Annotated in this window: 11 protein-coding genes; 2 read left to right on the forward strand and 9 right to left on the reverse strand. The window is 72.6% G+C overall.

Annotated features, from left to right (window positions below):
* The 4 genes from BM085_RS40840 to BM085_RS40855 all read right to left on the reverse strand — a co-directional run.
* A partial coding sequence (locus tag BM085_RS40840; protein ID WP_093892106.1) for a glycoside hydrolase family 3 protein occupies window positions 1–1,375 on the reverse strand: 1,375 nt, incomplete at its 3' end.
* A 104-nt stretch (window positions 1,376–1,479) separates the two neighbouring features.
* Window positions 1,480–2,331: a carbohydrate ABC transporter permease gene (locus tag BM085_RS40845; protein ID WP_093892107.1), complete on the reverse strand. Its 852-nt coding sequence runs from the start codon at window positions 2,329–2,331 to the stop codon at window positions 1,480–1,482.
* A complete protein-coding gene (locus BM085_RS40850) occupies window positions 2,331–3,344 on the reverse strand; it encodes a carbohydrate ABC transporter permease (RefSeq protein ID WP_093892108.1) in 1,014 nt (337 codons plus the stop codon). Before BM085_RS40850 ends, BM085_RS40845 begins: the two co-directional genes overlap by 1 nt.
* A 4-nt stretch (window positions 3,345–3,348) precedes the next feature.
* Window positions 3,349–4,680, reverse strand: coding sequence for a sugar ABC transporter substrate-binding protein (locus BM085_RS40855; RefSeq protein ID WP_093892109.1), 1,332 nt, complete (start codon window positions 4,678–4,680; stop codon window positions 3,349–3,351).
* Window positions 4,681–4,902: 222 nt separating this feature from the next.
* On the opposite strand from BM085_RS40855, the gene BM085_RS40860 reads away from it, so the two are divergent.
* Window positions 4,903–6,063, forward strand: coding sequence for an ROK family transcriptional regulator (locus BM085_RS40860; protein ID WP_093892110.1), 1,161 nt, complete (start codon window positions 4,903–4,905; stop codon window positions 6,061–6,063).
* Between the two features lie 11 nt (window positions 6,064–6,074).
* Window positions 6,075–6,719, forward strand: a complete 645-nt coding sequence (locus BM085_RS40865; RefSeq protein ID WP_093892111.1) for a M15 family metallopeptidase — start codon at window positions 6,075–6,077, stop codon at window positions 6,717–6,719.
* Between the two features lie 101 nt (window positions 6,720–6,820).
* Here the strand turns inward: BM085_RS40865 and BM085_RS40870 are convergent, their stop codons facing one another.
* The 5 genes from BM085_RS40870 to BM085_RS40890 all read right to left on the reverse strand — a co-directional run bounded on the left by BM085_RS40870 (window position 6,821) and on the right by BM085_RS40890 (window position 17,047).
* Window positions 6,821–8,656 (reverse strand): N,N-dimethylformamidase beta subunit family domain-containing protein, encoded by a 1,836-nt coding sequence (locus BM085_RS40870; RefSeq protein ID WP_093892112.1) that lies wholly within the window; start codon window positions 8,654–8,656, stop codon window positions 6,821–6,823.
* Between the two features lie 76 nt (window positions 8,657–8,732).
* The gene (locus BM085_RS40875) at window positions 8,733–10,103 is read right to left on the reverse strand and encodes a condensation domain-containing protein (RefSeq protein WP_093892113.1); all 1,371 of its coding nucleotides are present in this window, start codon (window positions 10,101–10,103) and stop codon (window positions 8,733–8,735) included.
* Between the two features lie 37 nt (window positions 10,104–10,140).
* Window positions 10,141–10,395: an acyl carrier protein gene (locus BM085_RS40880; RefSeq protein ID WP_093892114.1), complete on the reverse strand. Its 255-nt coding sequence runs from the start codon at window positions 10,393–10,395 to the stop codon at window positions 10,141–10,143.
* A gap of 56 nt (window positions 10,396–10,451) precedes the next feature.
* A complete protein-coding gene (locus tag BM085_RS40885) occupies window positions 10,452–10,634 on the reverse strand; it encodes an MbtH family protein (protein ID WP_093892115.1) in 183 nt (60 codons plus the stop codon).
* A complete protein-coding gene (locus tag BM085_RS40890) occupies window positions 10,634–17,047 on the reverse strand; it encodes a non-ribosomal peptide synthetase (protein ID WP_093892116.1) in 6,414 nt (2,137 codons plus the stop codon). The genes BM085_RS40885 and BM085_RS40890 overlap by 1 nt, the downstream gene beginning before the upstream one ends.
* Between the last annotated feature and the right edge of the window lie 172 nt (window positions 17,048–17,219).

The following is a 17,219-nucleotide window of genomic DNA, read 5'->3' on the forward strand; positions in this document are numbered from 1 at the left end:
GGCGCCAGATCGGCAGGCCCATCTCGACCACCGTGGCGTCGGGGCGGGCGGCCAGCAGCGCCGACACCACCGACTTGCTGGCCTCGTAGCGGTGGGCGTCCTTGACCACGACGACCAGGGAACGGCCGATGGCACGCTCCAGGATGCCGGGGACGTCCGCCGTCTCGGGCTTGACCCGGACCACCTTCGCCTGCGGCAGCAGGGGGGAGAAGCCCCACGGCACGTCGCCGACCGCGATGGTCGGCGGGGTGTCCACCTCGACCACCAGCGGGTCGACCAGCGGGGCCGCCGAACCGGTGAGGCTGACCGCGCGGCGCGCGGCGGTCAGGCCGATGACGTTCTCCTCCGCCTGACCCGTCCGGGGTGTGCCGAACCAGGCGCGCAGGCGGGCCACCCGCTCGGCGGCGGCCTCCAGGCGGGCCAGCGGCAGCCGGCCGTCCCCGACCGCGGCGACGATCTCGGTGATGATCCGGCGGACGTCGTCCTCGGTCGGCAGCGGGCCGAGGCAGAGCAGGTCGGTCCCGGCGGCGAGCGAGAGCACCGAGCCGCCGGCCAGGCCGTAGGTGTCGGTGACGGCCTTCATGTCGAGGGCGTCGGAGACGATCACGCCGTCGTAGCCCAGCTCGCCGCGGAGCAGGACGGTCAGGGCGGCGGCCGACAGCGTGGCGGGGGCCATGCCGGTCAGGGCGGGGACCCGGACATGCGCGGTCATGATGGACCTGGTCCCGGCGTCGATCGCGGCGCGGAAGGGCACGAGCTCGCGTTCCCGCAGCAGTTCGAGCGAGGCGTCGACGAGCGGGATCTCCAGGTGGGAGTCCTGGCGGGTGGCGCCGTGACCGGGGAAGTGCTTGACGCAGGCGGCCACGCCCGCCGACTGCAGGCCGTGGACGGCGGCGACGGTGTGCCGGGCGACCAGCGCGGTGTCCGGCCCGAACGAGCGGGTGCCGATCACCGGGTTGTCGTCGGCGGTGTTCACGTCGGCGGACGGTGCCATGTCCAGGTTGACGCCGCAGCGGGCCAGGTCGTCACCGATGGACCGGTAGACGCGCCGGGTCAGCTCGACGTCGTCGACGGCGCCGAGGGCGGCGTTGCCGGGGTAGGGGCTGCCCACGTGGTAGTCGAGCCGGGTGACGTCGCCGCCCTCCTCGTCCAGCGAGACGACCGGCTCACCGGCCTCGCGCAGGCGGGCGGTGAGCCCGGAGAGCTGGGCGGGATCGGCGACGTTGAAGCCGAAGAGGGTGACGCCGCCGAGACCGTTCTCCAGGTCCCGGAGGACCCACTCGGGGGCGGTGGTGCCCCGGAAGGCGACGAGCAACGTGCCGGCCGCGAGACGACGCAGCCCCTGATCGCTGGAGTCCGCGATGAACTCAGACATGGCGCTACCTGATTCCTTACCTGAGGTTAGGGGGGTGTCGAATATGGACAGGGCTGGTACGGCCCGCGCCTTGTGGGTGCGGAGCCGTACCGGCACCGGAGGGGTCAGCCCTTGACGGCGCCCGCGACGAGGCCCGTGACCATGCGCCGCTGCACCAGGAGGAAGAAGACGACGACGGGGATCGTCATCATCGTGGAGCCGGCCATGATGGCGCCCCAGTCGGTGCCTCGCTGCCCGAAGAAGAACTGCAACGCGACGGGCATCGTGTAGCCCGAGGAGTCCGACATCAGGATGAGCGCGAAGATCAGCTCGTTCCAGGCGGTGATGAACGAGAAGATGCTCGTCGCCACCAGGCCGGGAGCCACCAGCGGGAACAGGACCTTCCGGAAGGTCGTGAACCGGCTGGCGCCGTCGATCCAGGCGGCCTCCTCCAGGGATTTGGGCACCGCGGCGACGAAGGTGCGCAGCATCCAGATGCCGAAGGGGAGGGTCAGGCCGACGTTGATGACGATCAGACCCAGCAGCTGGTCGTAGAGGCCGAGCCGCTTGACGTTGAGGAAAAGCGGGATGAGCAGGGCCTCGGCCGGGATCATCTGGACGATGAGCAGCAGGACCAGGAAGCTGCTGCGGCCCTTGAACGCGAAGCGGGCGATGGCGGTGGCCGCCAGCAGCGCGAAGACGGCGCCGATGACCACGGTGCCCAGCGCGACGATCGCGCTGTTGCGCATGTAGAGCCAGATGGAGTTGCCCGCCACCCCCTCGGTGAGCACTCGATGCAGGTGGTCGAGGGTGAGCTCCGTGGGGAACGGGATGAATTCCGTCGTGAAGATCTGGTCGTTGGTCTTGAACGAGGTCGAGACCATCCAGTAGACGGGGAACACCGCGAAGATGAAGACCAGGACGCCGGCCGCGTTGAGCGCGACCTTCCCGAGGCGCTTGCGTGCGATCGGAGTCATCACATCTCCTCCGTCTTCACGATCTGCCGGACGTAGACGGCGGTGACGACGAGCAGGAGCAGCGTCAGGATCACCGCGATCGCCGCGCCGGTGCCCATCTTCGGCGGGCTGCGGAATGCCTCGGCGAAGGAGAACATGGACAGGTTGAAGGCCTCGCGGTTGGTCGGCCCGTTCATCAGCACGTAGAGCTGGCTGAAGACCTTGAAGTTCCAGATGATGGACAGGATCGTCAGCACCGAGAAGACCGGCTTGAGCAGCGGGAAGGTGATCTTCCTGAAGGTCCGCCAGGGGGTGGACCCGTCGACCCGGGCCGCCTCGTAGAGCTCCGTGGGGATGCCCTTGAGACCGGCCAGCACCGACACCGCGATGAACGGGAACGACGCCCAGACCACACAGATGATCAGCACCAGGTAGATGGTGAGCGCGTCGTTCAGCCAGGGCTCGCCGGTCCAGTCGGCCCGCCCGAACAGCAGGCTGGACAGCCAGTCCGGGAGCAGGTTGAGCACCCAGTTGATCATTCCGGCGTCGGCGTCGAAGAGCCAGCGCCAGATGACGCCCTGGGCGACCGGCGGTACGGCCCAGGCGGACATGATGCCGACCACCACGACCGTGGACATCTTCTTGCCGAGCTTGTTGAGCAGCGCGCCCACCGCGGTCCCGAGGACCAGTGTCAGGGTCACCGTGACGGCGGCGAAGACGACGGTGTTGCGGAGCGAGGACCAGAAGATCTCGTTGTCGAGGACCTTGGTGTAGTTGTCCCAGCCCACCCAGGCAGCCGGCTTCTTGCCGTTGATCTGGGGGATCCCCACCTTCTGGAAGGAGATGACGATCATCTGGAACAGCGGGTAGAGCAGCAGTCCGGCGATCACCACTAGACCGGGCACGAGCAGGACGTACGGGATGACCCATGGAGGGAGCCCGCTGGCTCTGGCGGGGCGCTGCGGGCTGTTACGGCGCCGCCCCGGGGCGGAGGGTTTGCCTCCGCCCCGGGCGATCGTAGACGTGTTCGTCATGTGACTACTGGTTCAGGATCTCTTCGATTTCCCCGTTGGCCTTGGTGAGAGCCTCGTCAGGGGTGGCCTTGCCCTCGATGACGGACCGCGCGGCGTTCTGCAGCACGGCCTTGGTCTCGTTGGCCTCGGTCCAGTTGGGGTCGGCAGGGAAGGCCTTGGCCTTGGCGAAGGCCGCCGCGAACGGGGCCAGCGCCGGGTCCGAGCTCAGCTTCGCCAGAGCCTCGGGGTAGATCGGCAGCAGGCCGCCCTCAAGGGCGTAACGCTCCGCCCACTCCTTGTTGGTGGCCAGCTTCAGGTACTCGGCCGCGAGCTCCTTGTTCTTGGCGCTGTCCCAGATGGCGATGTCGTTGCCGCCGAAGAAGGACGGGGCCTCGCCGCCGGACTTGGCCGGGAGCGGGAAGAAGGCGAGCTTGTCGGCCTTCAGCTTGCCCTTGCTGTCCACCTCGATGCCGGGCAGGTCCCAGCCGGCCGTCAGGTACATGCCGACCTTGTTGTTGGCGAACCGCTTGCGGATGTCCACCGTGTTCTGCGTCAGGCGCGACTTACCGGACAGGCCGTCGGTGACCAGGCTCGTGTAGGTGGCGAAACCGGCCTTGAACTTGGGGTCGGTCACCTTGCCGACCCACTTGTCGCCCTCCTTGAGGGCGTACTCGCCGCCCTCGGACCAGGCGAACGCGCCGAGCAGGTGGTTGGCGTCGGAGCCGCCGTTGAAGGCGAAGCCGTCGACGTCCTTGCCCTTCTTCTCCTGGATCTTCTTGGCCGCGGCGACCAGCTCGTCCCAGGTCTTCGGAACCTCGATGCCGAGGTCCTTGAACCAGTCCTTGCGGTAGAGCACCGCGCGGGAGCCGGCGCCCCAGGGCAGGGCGTAGACCTCGTTGTCGATGGTCTCCAGGCCGAGCAGGTTCTTCGGGATCTGGGCCTGGTCGCCGGCCTCCGCCAGCGGGGTGACCGGGGAGAGGGCTTCCTGGCTCTGCCAGAGCGGCACCTGGTCGTTGCCGATCTCGGTGACGTCCGGGCCGGCGCCGCCCGCCGCGGCGGCGGTGAACTTGTCGTTCACCTGGGGCCACGGGATCCACTCAAGCTTGATCTTGGCGCCGGACTCCTTTTCGAAGGCCGCGTTCAGCTCGTCCATGTACTTCTGGGCGGCCGGGTTGCTGTCGCCGAGACGCCACACGGTCAGGGTCTGGCCGGCGTACTTCGGGCCGGAGGCGGCGGTGGAGGCGCCGGCCTGGGGGTCGGCGCTCTTGGCGGGCTCATCGGCGGAACCACATGCGGCGAGGCCCAGGGCCAGGGCGGCGGTGGTAGCAGTCGTAACCGCGATCTTCGTGATTTTCACTTTGGGGTTCTCCCTTCCCGGCTTCACGTCGGGGTCGCGCTTCGGGTGCCGGCGTGGTCCCCATGCCTCGCCACACCTGGTCGAAGGCGCCTCCTCACGGTCGGCGCTCTGACATCCCGCAGCCTGCTGTCACTCTTGCCTGCGGGCTGACTACGGTTAAACTAACAAGAAACTTTCTTAAAAGAAACGATCGTTAGCGGATCGTGACGGGGGGAGCCGATCTTGTCCAGACGTCCGGGGACGCCTCGCCTGCTGCGCCAGCTCAATGACCGCGCGGCACTGGAGCTGCTCCTGTCCAGCGGCCCGCTCACCCGGGCTGAGCTGGGAGAACACACAGGGCTCTCCAAGGTGACCGCGGGCCAGCTCCTCGCCAGGCTGGAGGACCGCGACCTCGTCGCGGTGGTCGGGGAGCAGGCCGGCGGGCGCGGCCCCAACGCCGCGCTGTACGGCGTCGTACCTTCGTGCGCGTACGTCGTGGGCCTCGACGTGCTGCCCGACCGGATCAGCGCCGGAGTGGCCGACATCACCGGCGAGACCGTCGCGGAGATCTCGGTGGACCCCAACGGCCACGACGACCCGGTCCGGCTCGTGCAGGGCGCCGTCCGGAAGGCGTGCGAGTCGGGGGGCATCCCCATGTCCGGCCTGCGCGCCTTCGTGATCGGCACCCGGGGCGTCGTCGACCCCCGGACCGGCGACGTCCGGTTCTCCCTCGACCTGCCCTCCTGGCACGAGGGCGTGCTCGCCGGGCTCCGCCGCCACCTCAACGTCCCCGTGACGATCGAGAACGACGTGAACCTGGCCGCGCTGGCTGAGCGCTGCCACGGCGCCGCACTGGAGATGGATGACTTCGTCCTGGTCTGGGCGGGAGTCGGCCAGGGGCTCGGGGTCATGCTCGGCGGACGCCTGCACCGCGGCTTCACCGGCGGCGCCGGTGAGATCGGCTGGCTCCCGGTCCCCGGCGAGCCGCTCCCCACCGATGTGGGCGAGCCCCAGTCCGGCTCCTTCCAGCGCCTGGTCGGCGGCGACGCCGTGGCCGGCCTGGCGGACGCGCACGGCGTCGCCGGCGACTCCGTCGGCGACTACGTCCGTACGGCCGTCGCCGGCGGATCGGAGAGCTTCCTCGACGAGCTGGCCGGGAGACTGGCGGTCGGTGTGGCGGCGGTGGCCGTGGTCCTGGACCCCGCTCTGATCGTGCTCGGCGGCGACGTCGGCAGGGCCGGCGGGAGCGCGCTCGCGGTCAGGGTCGAGGAGGCCGTGGCCCGGGTCTGCCCGAGCCGGCCGAGGGTCGTGACGACGAGGGTACGGGGCAACCCGGTGCTGCGCGGCGCCCTGGTATCGGCCCTGCAGCAGGCCCGCGAGCAGGTGTTCTCCCAGACGGTGTGAGAATTGGCGCTATGCGCGACATCGTTCTGATCTCCGATCCCCGTGTCACCGCGATCCCCGTCGAGGAGTCCGGAGAGCGGCTGGCCGACGTCCGGGGGCGGCTGCGGGTGGACGGGCGGATGGCCGACTCCGAGGGGGCCTTCGCCCACCTGCGGGAGGGGCTGCTGGCCCGGCTGGAGGGCGCGCAGACGCAGCTCCCGCCGGGCTACCGGCTGCTGGTGGTGGAGGGCTACCGGCCGCTGGTGACGCAGCAGCGGATCTTCGAGGAGTACTCGGCGGAGCTGCGGCTGGTGTTCCCGAAGATGTCGCCCGAGGAGATCTGCGTGGCGGCGAGCCGCTACGTCTCGCCCGTCGAGGTCGCCCCGCACACCGCGGGCGCGGCGGTGGACCTGACCCTGTGCACCGAGGACGGGGACGAGCTCGACATGGGCACCCCGCTCAACGCCACCCCCGAGCAGAGCGACGGCGCCTGCTACACCGACGCCTCCGGCCTGTCGTCCGAGGCCCGCCACCACCGCGGCCTCCTCGGCGCGGTCCTGCGGTCGGCCGGCCTGGTCAACTACCCCACCGAGTGGTGGCACTGGTCCTACGGCGACCGCTACTGGGCCATGACCACCGGGGCCGCGTCCGCCGTCTACGGCCCCACCTCGGTCTGAGCCCGCCGCCACGGCACTCCCCGGTCCGGGCCCGCCGCCCACGGCTCCGCCGCGGTCTGAGCCCGCCGCCCGGCCTCCGTCCGGGCCCGCCGTCCACGGCCTCACCTCGCCCGGTGGTCGGGGACGGGGGCGCGCCAGCGGAGGGGGCGGTCGGCGGTGGCGCCGATCAGGCGGCCCGCGTGCGCGGTGAGGACGGTGCAGCCCGCGGCGGAGCAGAGGTCGCCCCACTCCGCGGCGGCCGCCACCGGCAGGCGCGTGCGGACGCGGTCGCCCGAGCAGACGGCGTAGAGGCGGCCGTTCATGGCGGTGAGGGCGACGGCGCCGGCCTCCCCGTCGACCAGGGTCCACTCGGCGGTCTCCGGAGGCAGGCGCCACAGGCCGCCGTCGGCCGTGGCGGCCCACAGGTCGCCGTCGACCAGGGCCAGCCCGACCCCGCCGGAGGGGGCCTCGCCGAGCACGGTCCAGGGGGCCTGGAGGCCCGGGTCGCGATAGACGAGCCGGTCGTCGCCGGTCAGGCCGTACAGGCCGATGGGCCTGGTGGTGGAGGCCTCGCGCGGGGTGGCCATGGCGACCACGCCGCCGCCGGAGTCGATCCGGTGCCAGCGCAGGTTCTGGCCGGAGACGTCCCGGCGGTACAGCGAGCCGTCCGCGCCCACGCCGTACAGCTGGGAGTCGCACACCGTCAGCGCCCGGAACGAGCCGGCCGGGCCGATGACCTCCCACCCGGCGGGCGGGCCGGACAGCCGGTCCAGCACGTTGCGGGTGATCCGGTCCACGGCGGGATCGCGCAGAGTGTTGCCCCAGTTCACGGTGGAGGCGGTGAACACCGTCCCGGCGCCGAGACCGAAGACGCCCATGGTGGCCATGCCGCCCTGGCCGTACCGGTGCCAGTGGCGCAGGTCGGCGGTGGCGAGGATGACGAAGGACGGCGGGGTGCCGTCGCGGCCGGTGGCCACCGGGACGCCGTCCACCTCGACGAAGTCGCAGGCGTCGGTCTCGTAACCGATGCAGCCCTGGCCGAACTTGTCGCCCTCGCCCAGCCCCGTCCCGTCGAAGACCCAGTGCTCCGGGAAACGGGTGGTGTAGGACTCCTCGTGCATCAGCTGCATGTACGGCCCCCAGGTCCCGGCGCCCCGCCGGAAGCTGACCCCGGTCAGGGAGTTCTCCGGCCGGTTCACCGGCGCGCTGGACCACTCGACCGTGGTGAGGCCGGGCTCCACGGTGGCCATCGGGTCGGTGACCGCGTCGCGGTAGCAGACCATGGTCCGCCCGTCGTCCTCCAGCCGGAACTGCCACCAGCAGGTGTTGCCGGAGAAGACGGCCAGGTTGCCGCCCCGGCGGACGAACTCCTCCACGTTGTCGCGCATTCCCGCCGTCCAGTACTCGTCGTGGCCGTTGACCACCAGCAGCCGGTAGCCGGACAGCAGCGCGGCGCCGTCGTGCAGGTCCAGCCCCGAGCAGTAGTCCACCTCGTACCCGGCCGGGCCCAGCCAGCGCAGCATGCCCTCCTCCCAGCGCTCGGGCGGCGGGCCGCCGCCGGGCCGGTCGAAGGCGACGCGTGAGGCCCGGGTGGCCTGCTCGGTCCAGTAGACGGACTCGCCGGGGATGCCCGCCCGGTTGTAGGCCTGCCAGGTCGGGAACGGGATCGACAGCAGGATCGGGGAGCGCGGCCGGGCGGCCCGTACGACGAAGTAGACCTCGGAGGCGTCCTCGTCGGCGGTGAACACCGCCCGGTAGAGCGAGCTCGGCAGGTCCGCGGGGACGTCGAACGTCCACAGGGGGCCGTCGAACTCCTCCTCGGACACCGCCCTGTCCGCCGACACGTCCTCCAGCAGGACCGAGCCGTGCAGGGGTGCCCGGGAGGCGCGCGCGAGATGGAAGCGGAGCGCGCCGCCCTGGACGCAGGAGGTGGCCTCGGCGTAGGCGTACACCGTCATCGAATACCTCCGGCATAAAGACCCCGGGCCTCGGACCCGGGGAGGGGACGCGGCGTGGCGCCACGAAGGGGGGCCGTCAACCGACCGGCTCCAGAACCTCGCGGAACGCCGCCTCGACCAGGAGGGACTCCAGGTCGTACAGGTAGCGCTCCATGGCCGGCCGGGGCAGGAAACGGGTGTCGGCGGTCAGCGAGACGCCCAGCCCGCCGGGCTCGCCGGTCACGTGCAGGCAGAAGCGGCAGTTGAGCCGGTCCTGGCTGAGCGGCCAGGTCAGCGCCGTATCCTTCATCGCCTGCCGTACCGTCCGCTCGTCGTGGGAGGCGTCGACCCGGTCGACGAAGCGCATGTCGTTGAAACAGCAGTAGGGGTGGATCTCCGCGCCCCGCTCCCGGCTGACCCGGGCGGTCAGCCGGTCCCGGTCGTCCGGGTCGTGGTAGGCGGAGCGGTAGGCGCGCAGCGCGGCCGGCTTGGCCCTCCTGAGCAGGTCGGCGAAGGTCGCGTCGCCGCGCAGGTCCAGCACGAACAGGCCCTCCTGGGAGAGCGTGGTGACGGCGTTCGCGGTGTCGGCGCGGAAGCGGTTGCCCACGATCGGCAGCATCGCGCACACGTCGTGGCCGGTCACGGCGCCGACCAGCACGGACGAGGCGGCCAGCAGCACGGTCGAGGTGCTCACGCCGTGCACGGCGGCGATCCGCTGGACGGCCAGGTCCAGCGCCCGGGAGACGATCTGCGCCCGCCAGACGGGCGGCCCCTCAGGCACGGCCACGGGCCGGTCGAACATGGTCGGCGGGATCCGCCGGTACTCGCTCTCCCAGTGCTCGGCGGCGATTCGGGCGACCCGCAGTCCCTGTTCCGACCGCTGCCAGCGGGCCAGGTCCAGCGGCGAGGGCGGCGGCGGTCCGGGTACGGCCCCGCGGAGCAGCAGCAGCCGCAGGTCCGTGATCGCCGCCTCCGCGCCGAGGCCGTCGGCCGCCAGGTGGCAGAAGACGAGCACGATGTGGGTGACGGTCCCGCCGGGGGGCCTTCCGGCGGCGTCGCCGGTGGTCCCCTCCGCCGCTCCGGCGGCGGTCTCGTCGGCGACCACGAGCCCCACCCGGAGCGGCCACTCACCCGCGTAGTCGAAGGCCCGCTCCGCCAGCGTGTCCAGCAGCCGGTCCGGATCGCCGGCCGACAGGGTGACCGCGATGGCGCCGGAGGTCTCCAGCACCTGGGACGGCCCCGCCCCCAGCCTGGTCCGCAGCGACCCGTGCCGCTCCACCAGCGCGCCCAGGACCTCGACGGCCCGTTCCACGGTGAGCGGCCGGGCCCGCCTGGGCACCTTGAGCACGCGGCCGAAGTTGAAGTAGTGGTCGTCCGGCGCCGTCTTCTGGATCGTGTCCCAGATGGCCCGCTGACCCCAGGTCAGCGGGGCCGTGCCCGATCGGCTCCCCGAGAACCGGATGTCCATGTGCATTCCCCGTTCAGAACACCTGCAGTGACACTTCTCAGGAACCGGAGCGGCCGGAGGAGGCGATGTGGCGCGCCAGCGCGTCCAGGTCGTCCAGCAGGTCGAACCCCTCGCCCGACAGGTCGATCTCGACCCCGAACTCGGTCTCCACCGCGTCGATCAGCCGCATCTGCGCCAGCGAGGTGACCCCCAGCGCCGACAGCGGGACCGTCGCGGCCAGCGCCTCCTTGGCCGTCACCGCGCCGTCCGACGCCGTGGCCACCATCGCGGCCAGCCGTTCCCTAACCACCATCGCGGGCTCCTTCCACGCGGTTCCTGACGTCGTCGGTGGAGATCCAGATCCAGTCGTCAGACACCCGTGGCCTCCCTGGCGCTGCGCGGGCGCAGGTCGGTCCAGACCTGGTCGATGTGGTCCAGGCACTCCTGCCTGGTCCCGGAGACGCCCTCCTCCCGCCAGCCGTCCGGCAGGTCCCGGCCGGTGGGCCAGATCGAATACTGCTCCTCGTGGTTGACCACGACACGGTGACTCATCACAGCTCCCCTTCTCCATGAGGCGTTCGCACGAGGAGGGCGGCCTCCTCGTCTGACAGTCCGTCGAGCTCGGCGACCAGCAGCTCCTCCACCGCGGCCGCGAGCCCGGCCACGGTGCTCCGCGCGAACAGGGTGCGGATCGGCACGTCCACCTCGACCAGGGCGCGGAGCCTGGCGATGACGCGGGTGGCGAGCAGCGAGTGCCCGCCCAGGGCGAAGAAGTCGTCGAAGGCGCCGACCGCCTCGATCCCCAGCACCTCGCCGAAGACGTCGGCCACCAGCAGCTCGGCGTCGCCGCGCGGGGCGGTCCTCGTCCCGGCCCCCATCTCGGGCGCGGGCAGCGCGGCCCGGTCGATCTTGCCGCTGCGGGTCAGCGGCAGGGCGTCCAGGCCGACCCAGAGCGCCGGGACCATGTAGGCGGGGAGCACGCCGGCCAGGTGCCTGCCCAGCTCCTCGCCGGTGGCCGTGCCGACGACGTAGCCGACCAGGGTCTCCTGGCGCACGGCCACCGCCGCCTGGCCGACGCCGGGGTGCGCCAGGAGTCCGGCCTCGATCTCGCCCAGCTCGATCCGGAAGCCTCTGACCTTGACCTGGTCGTCGTCGCGGCCGAGGAACTCCAGCCGCCCGTCGCCGCGCCAGCGCGCCCGGTCGCCGGTCCGGTAGACGCGTGAACCGCCGGGACCGGGGACGAACCGCTGCGCGGTCAGGGCGGGCCTGCCGAGGTAGCCCCGGGCGACCCCGGCCCCGGTGACGCACAGCTCACCCGGGGCGCCCGGCGGCACGGGCTCACCGTGCCCGTCCAGGACCATGACCCGGGTGCCGCCGATCGGGGTGCCGATCGGCGGCCTTCCGGGGGAGCCGTCGAGCTCGGCGGCCGTGGCGATGATCGTGGCCTCGGTCGGGCCGTAGGTGTTGACCAGCCGCACCCGGTCGCCGAAGCGTTCCCGCCAGCGGGCCACCGCGGCCTCGTGCACCTGCTCGCCGCCCAGGATCACCAGGCGCAGCGTCGAGGGCCAGGCGATCTCGTCGATCTGGTCGACCAGCGCGTGCCAGTAGGCCGTCGGCAGGTCGAGCACGGTGACCCCGGCCAGGTGGTCGGGCAGGGTGACACCGCCGTCGGGCAGCAGTTCCAGGCGGGCTCCGGCGGCCAGGGTGGGGTAGATCTCCTCGGCGTGGGTGTCGAAGCTCAGCGAGGCGAACTGCACGACCCGGTCGCCGGGGTGCAGGCCGTACGCCTCGCGCATCCACGCCACCCGCGCCGCGAGCCCGTCGTGCTCCACCACGACGCCCTTGGGCGTGCCGGTGGAACCGGAGGTGTAGATCACGTAGGCGGCGGCGTCGCGCGGCGCGGGCTCCGGCGTCCCCCGGTACGGCCCGGCCTCGGCGAGCACGAGGGACGCCCCGCTGTCCTCCACCAGGAAGGCGAGCCGGTCCTCGGGATAGTCGGGGTCGAGCGGGAGGTAGACGGCCCCGGCCCGCCAGGTGGCGAGCAGCGCGGCGACGGTGTCCGGGGTCCGGCCCAGGCGGACGCCGACCACGTCGCCGGGGGCGACGCCGCGCGCCTGAAGGAGCGCGGCCAGCTCGTCGGCGCGCGCGTCCAGCTCGGCGTAGGTGAGCCGGCTGTCCCCGCACCCGACCGCGACCGCGTCCGGGGTGTTCCGCACGGCCGCCGCGAACAGGTCCGGTACGGCCGTCGCCGGCGGCTGGGCCGGTCCCTCGGAGAGGCGGCGGAGCAGGGCGTCGTCGTCCTCGGTGCGCAGCGGCAGGGTGGAGACCCGGTCGCCGGCGACCTCGGGCAGCGCGGTCAGGAGCAGGCGGAAGCGGGCGGCCAGCCCCTCGACGGTGGCCCGGTCGAACAGCTCGGCGTCGTAGACCAGGGTGATCAACAGTTCGTGCTCGTCCTGCCAGGCCTCCAGCATCAGTTCGAGCTTGGCCTGCCGCATGCCGTGCTCGAACGCCGTGGTGGTCAGTCCGGCGAAGGCGTCGCGGGCGTGCCCGGAGTCCTGGGTGTGCAGGATGAGCATGGTCTGGAACAGGGGGGTGCGGGTGAGGTCCCGCTCGGTCCTCAGGGCCGTCACCAGCTCCTCGAACGGGACGCCCTGGTGGGAGAAGGCGTCCAGGACGCCGATCTGGGTGTCGCGCAGCAGGTCGGCGAAGGTGGGGTCGGCCGACAGGTCGCCGCGCAGGACCAGGGTGTCGCTGAGATAGCCGACGACCGGTTCGAGCTGGATCCGGTCCCGGCCCGCGGTGGCGGTGCCGACCAGGATGTCGCTCCGGCCGGTGTGCCGGGCCAGGAGCACCTGGTAGGCGGCGAGCAGGACCATGAACATCGTCGCGCCGTGCTCCCGGCCCAGCCGGGTCAGCGCGCCGGCCTCGGCCGAGGTCAGCCGGACGGCCGCCACGTCGCCGCGCCGGGCGGCCCCGGCGGTGCGCGGCCGGTCGACCGGCAGGTCCAGCGGGGTCGGGTCGGCGAGCCGGTCCCGCCAGTAGGCGAGCAGGTCGCCGGTGTCGCGGTCGCGCTGCCAGCGGGCGACGTCGCCGAACTGGAGCGGCACCGGGGGCAGCTCGGCCCGGCCGGAGTAGAGGCGCGACAGCTCGTCGAAGACGAGGTTGAGCGACCAGCCGTCGCCGAGGATGTGGTGGAGGACGACGCACAGCACGTGGTCGTCCTCGCCGATCCCGATCAGCGTGACCCGCAGCGGCGGCCGGGAGGCCAGATCCGGGAAGGGCCTGTTGGTCAGGGCCGCGACGAGCTCCGCCGCCCCGTTCTCGTCCCCGGCGCTCACCCGGTCGACGGGGACCGCGCCCGGCGGGTCGACGACCACGGCGGGCGCTCCGTCCACCTCGGGGAACCGGGTGCGCAGACTCTCGTGGCGGGCCACCGTGCCGTCCAGCGCCCGGCCCAGGGCGTCCGGGTCGAGCGGGCCGCGCAACCGTCTGACCAGGCACATGTTGTAGGAGGCGTCGTCCGGGTCGAGCCGGTTGAGGAACCAGAGCCGCTCCTGGCCGAAGGAGAGCGGCGGGACGGTCCCCGCGGGCCGGGGCCGGGGGCCGCCGGCCTCCCCGTGCCCGGCCCCGGCGGTCCGTCCCGGCTCTCCGCCTCCGGCGCCCTGTCCCGCCGCCCCCTGTCCGGTGGTCCGTCCCGGCTCTCCGCCTCCGGCGCCCTGTCCCGCCGCCCCCTGTCCGGTGGTCCGTCCCGGTTCGCCGTCCCCGCCGGTCCCGGCTCCGGTGGCGGGCTCGACCAGCTCCGCCAGCCCGGCGACCGTCGGCCGGACGAACACCTCCCGGACGGGCACCTCCCTGCCGGACAGCGCCGTCAGCCGCGCGGTGACCATGGTGGCCAGCAGCGAGTGGCCGCCGAGCGTGAAGAAGTCGTCGTGCGCCCCGACCTCGGCCACGCCGAGCACCTCGGCGAAGACCTGTGCGACCAGCCGTTCGCCCGCGGTGCGAGGCGCCGTGGTGGTCCGCTCGGCCCCTCCGTCGACATCCGGCAGCGCGTTGCGGTCGATCTTCCCGTTGGGTGTCAGCGGCAACGCCGCTACCTCGACGAACACGCTGGGCACCATGTATCCCGGCAGCTCCCGCCCGGCGTGCTCCCGCACCTCGTCGAGTGGTCCCGCGCCGCCCGGCTCCCGCGTCGCGTCCGGCGGGGAGGTCGTGTCCGCAGGGGGAGCCGCGTCCGGCGAGGAGGTCGCGTCCGGCGGGGAGGTCGTGTCCGCAGAGGAGGCCGCGTCCGGCGGAGAGGTCGCGTCCGCCGAGGGGGGCGCGTCCGCCGGGGTCAGCACGGTGAAGGCGATCAGCCGGTCCCCGCGCACGGCGACGACCGCCTGCCGTACGGCGGGGTGGGCGTCGAGCACGGCCTCGATCTCGCCGAGCTCGATACGGTGGCCGCGGAGCTTGACCTGGTTGTCGGTGCGGCCGAGGAATTCCAGGGTGCCGTCGCCCCGCAGCCGGGCGCGGTCCCCGGTGCGGTAGAGGCGGGCGCCGTCCGGGCCGGGGACGAAACGCTCGGCGGTCAGGGCGGGCCGGCCGAGGTAGCCGGTCGCGACTCCCGCGCCGCCGATGAGCAGCTCGCCCGGCACCCCGATCGGGGCGGGGCCGCCGGCGGGGTCCAGGATGTGGACGGTGGTGTTGGCGATCGGACGGCCGATGACGATCTCGCCGGCAGACTCGGGGACCTCCCAGGCCGTGGACCAGATCGTGGTCTCGGTCGGGCCGTAGACGTTGACGAGCCTGTCCACCCGGGGACGCAGCTCGCGGGCGAACTGCGGCGGCAGCGGTTCGCCGCCGGTCAGGCCCACCACGCGGGGCAGGTCTCCGCTGAGCAGGACCCGCCACCCCGACGGTGTCGCCTGGATGTGGGTCACCCCCGCGTCCCGGACGAGCCGGGCGAGCCGGACGCCGTCGCGGGCCGTCTCCGCGTCGGCGACGACCACCCGGCCGCCGGTCACCAGCGGCAGGTACAGCTCCAGGGCGGAGATGTCGAACGACAGCGAGGTCAGCGCCAGCCACACGTCCCGCGGCGAGGACCCGGTCAGGTCGCGCATCGCCAGCAGGAAGTTGGTCAGCGCCCGGTGCGGGACCACCACGCCCTTCGGGCGTCCGGTGGATCCCGAGGTGTACAGCACGTAGGCCGTGTCGCCGGGGCGGGGGCGCGCGGTCGCGGCGGTCCCCGGGGGAAGGTCGTCCAGGCCGGTCAGGACCAGCGCGGCCGCGGAGTCCTCGATCACGTAGGAGACGCGGGCCGGCGGGTAGTCGGGATCGACGGGCAGATAGGCGGCGCCGCTCATCGCCACGCCCAGCAGCGCGACGAGCATGTCCGTGCCGCGCTCCATCCGGACCGCGACCAGCGAGCCGCGGCCGATGCCCGTCGCGGCCAGCCGGCCCGCGAGTTCCGCGGCCCGCTCCACCAGCCCGGCGTAGGTCAGCGTGGCCGGCGGCGCGGCCTGCCCGGCGCGCGCGGGGGTCTCCACCGCGATGGCGTCCGGGGTGGCGGCGGCCTGTTCGAGCACCAGGTCGACCAGCGTCACCTCGGGCAGCTCGGCGCCGGTCCCGTTCCACTCCGCCAGCAGCCCGAGCTCCGCCGCCGGCAGCATCCGCAGCGAGCCCACCGGCGCCTCGGGGTCCGCCACGGCGGCCGCGAGCAGCTCCTGGAACCGGGTGACCATCCGCTCCACGCTCTCGCGGTCGAACAGGTCGGTGCTGTAGACCACGCTGCCGAGCAGGTGGCCGTCGTCGGTGGGAGAGATGTCCACCGACAGGTCGAGCCGGGCGCGGGACCAGCCGTGCGGGAAGGGCGTGGCGGTCAGGCCGGGTAGCGGGTCGGCCCACTCGCCGTGGGTGTGGAAGGCGAACAGGGTCTGGAACAGCGGGGTGCGGCTGAGGTCCCGCTCCACGTCCAGCTCCGCGACGAGCCTCTCGAAGGGGACGTCCTGCCGGGAGAGCGCGTCCAGCACCACCCGCCGGGTCCGCTTCAGCAGCTCGCTGAAGGTGGGGTCGCCGGACAGGTCGCAGCGGAGGGCCAGCGTGGTCGACAGGAAACCGATCATGGTCTCCAGCTCGGTGCTGTCGCGGCCGGCCGACGGGGTGCCCACGCAGAAGTCGCTCTGGCCGGTGTGCCGGGCCAGCAGGACCTGGTAGGCGGCCAGCAGCACCATGTACGGCGTGCAGCGGGCCCGCCGGGCCAGGTCCCGGATCGCGGCGCTCACATCCGCCTCGATCCGGAAGTCGACCTCGCCGCCGGCGCCGCTGCGCTGCACCGGACGCGGCCGGTCGGCGGGCAGTTCGAGGGGCGGCACCCCGCTCAGCCGCTCGATCCACCACTGGAGCCCGGAGTCCGCCGAGTGCCGGTCGCGGGCGTGCTCGCCGTACTGGAGCTCGCCGTACTGGAGGGGGAGGTGGGGCAGCGGGGCGGTGCCGCCGCTGCCGTAGTGGGTGGCGACCTCGGAGCGGAGCACGTTCAGCGACCAGCCGTCGCCGTTGATGTGGTGCAGGACGACGCAGAGCACGTGCTCGTCGGGACCGAGCTCGATCAGCGAGACCCGGAACGGGGGCGCGGCGGACAGGTCGAAGGCCGTGTTGGTGAGCGCGGAGACGAGGGTTCGGGCTTCCTGGTCGGTCCCGGCCGCCAGCCGCTCCACCGCCACCGGCGCGGGCGGGTCGACGATCGCCAGGGGCCGGCCGGCCCGCTCGCGGAAGCGGGTCCGCAGGCTCTCGTGCCGTGCGGCCACGGCGGTGAAAGCGGCCTCCAGCGCGACCGTGTCAAGACGGCCTTTCAACCTGTAAACATAGGATGTGTTGTAGGTCGAGTCGCTGGGGTCGAGGCGGTGGAGAAACCACAACCGCTGCTGGCCGTACGACAGCGGGTATTCCGTCCCTGGCTGGCCGGGGGAAATGGTCTCTGGCTGAAGCACGCAGAGCTCCTTCGTCGGCCGCGGGTCCGCATTCGGGCGAGGGCGCCGAAAATAGGTATGCGAAAGCCCGCTCCGCGCATATTTGCCGAGTTGAGCACGTAATGGGAAAGGTTTCTTTCTGGAAAGAAACCTTTCAGTTAGTTCTGGGTGGTTAGTGTTACACCTCCGCCCG

Source organism: Streptosporangium canum (assembly GCF_900113865.1).
GTDB classification, from domain to species: domain Bacteria; phylum Actinomycetota; class Actinomycetes; order Streptosporangiales; family Streptosporangiaceae; genus Streptosporangium; species Streptosporangium canum.

What these genes read in the sequence shown, in the direction of transcription:
- BM085_RS40845 (WP_093892107.1), bottom strand. Translation starts at nt 2,331, where the DNA reads ATGACTCCGATCGCACGCAAGCGCCTCGGGAAGGTCGCGCTCAACGCG.
- BM085_RS40850 (WP_093892108.1), bottom strand. Translation starts at nt 3,344, where the DNA reads ATGACGAACACGTCTACGATCGCCCGGGGCGGAGGCAAACCCTCCGCC.
- BM085_RS40865 (WP_093892111.1), top strand. Translation starts at nt 6,075, where the DNA reads ATGCGCGACATCGTTCTGATCTCCGATCCCCGTGTCACCGCGATCCCC.
- BM085_RS40870 (WP_093892112.1), bottom strand. Translation starts at nt 8,656, where the DNA reads ATGACGGTGTACGCCTACGCCGAGGCCACCTCCTGCGTCCAGGGCGGC.
- BM085_RS40875 (WP_093892113.1), bottom strand. Translation starts at nt 10,103, where the DNA reads ATGGACATCCGGTTCTCGGGGAGCCGATCGGGCACGGCCCCGCTGACC.
- BM085_RS40880 (WP_093892114.1), bottom strand. Translation starts at nt 10,395, where the DNA reads ATGGTGGTTAGGGAACGGCTGGCCGCGATGGTGGCCACGGCGTCGGAC.
- BM085_RS40885 (WP_093892115.1), bottom strand. Translation starts at nt 10,634, where the DNA reads ATGAGTCACCGTGTCGTGGTCAACCACGAGGAGCAGTATTCGATCTGG.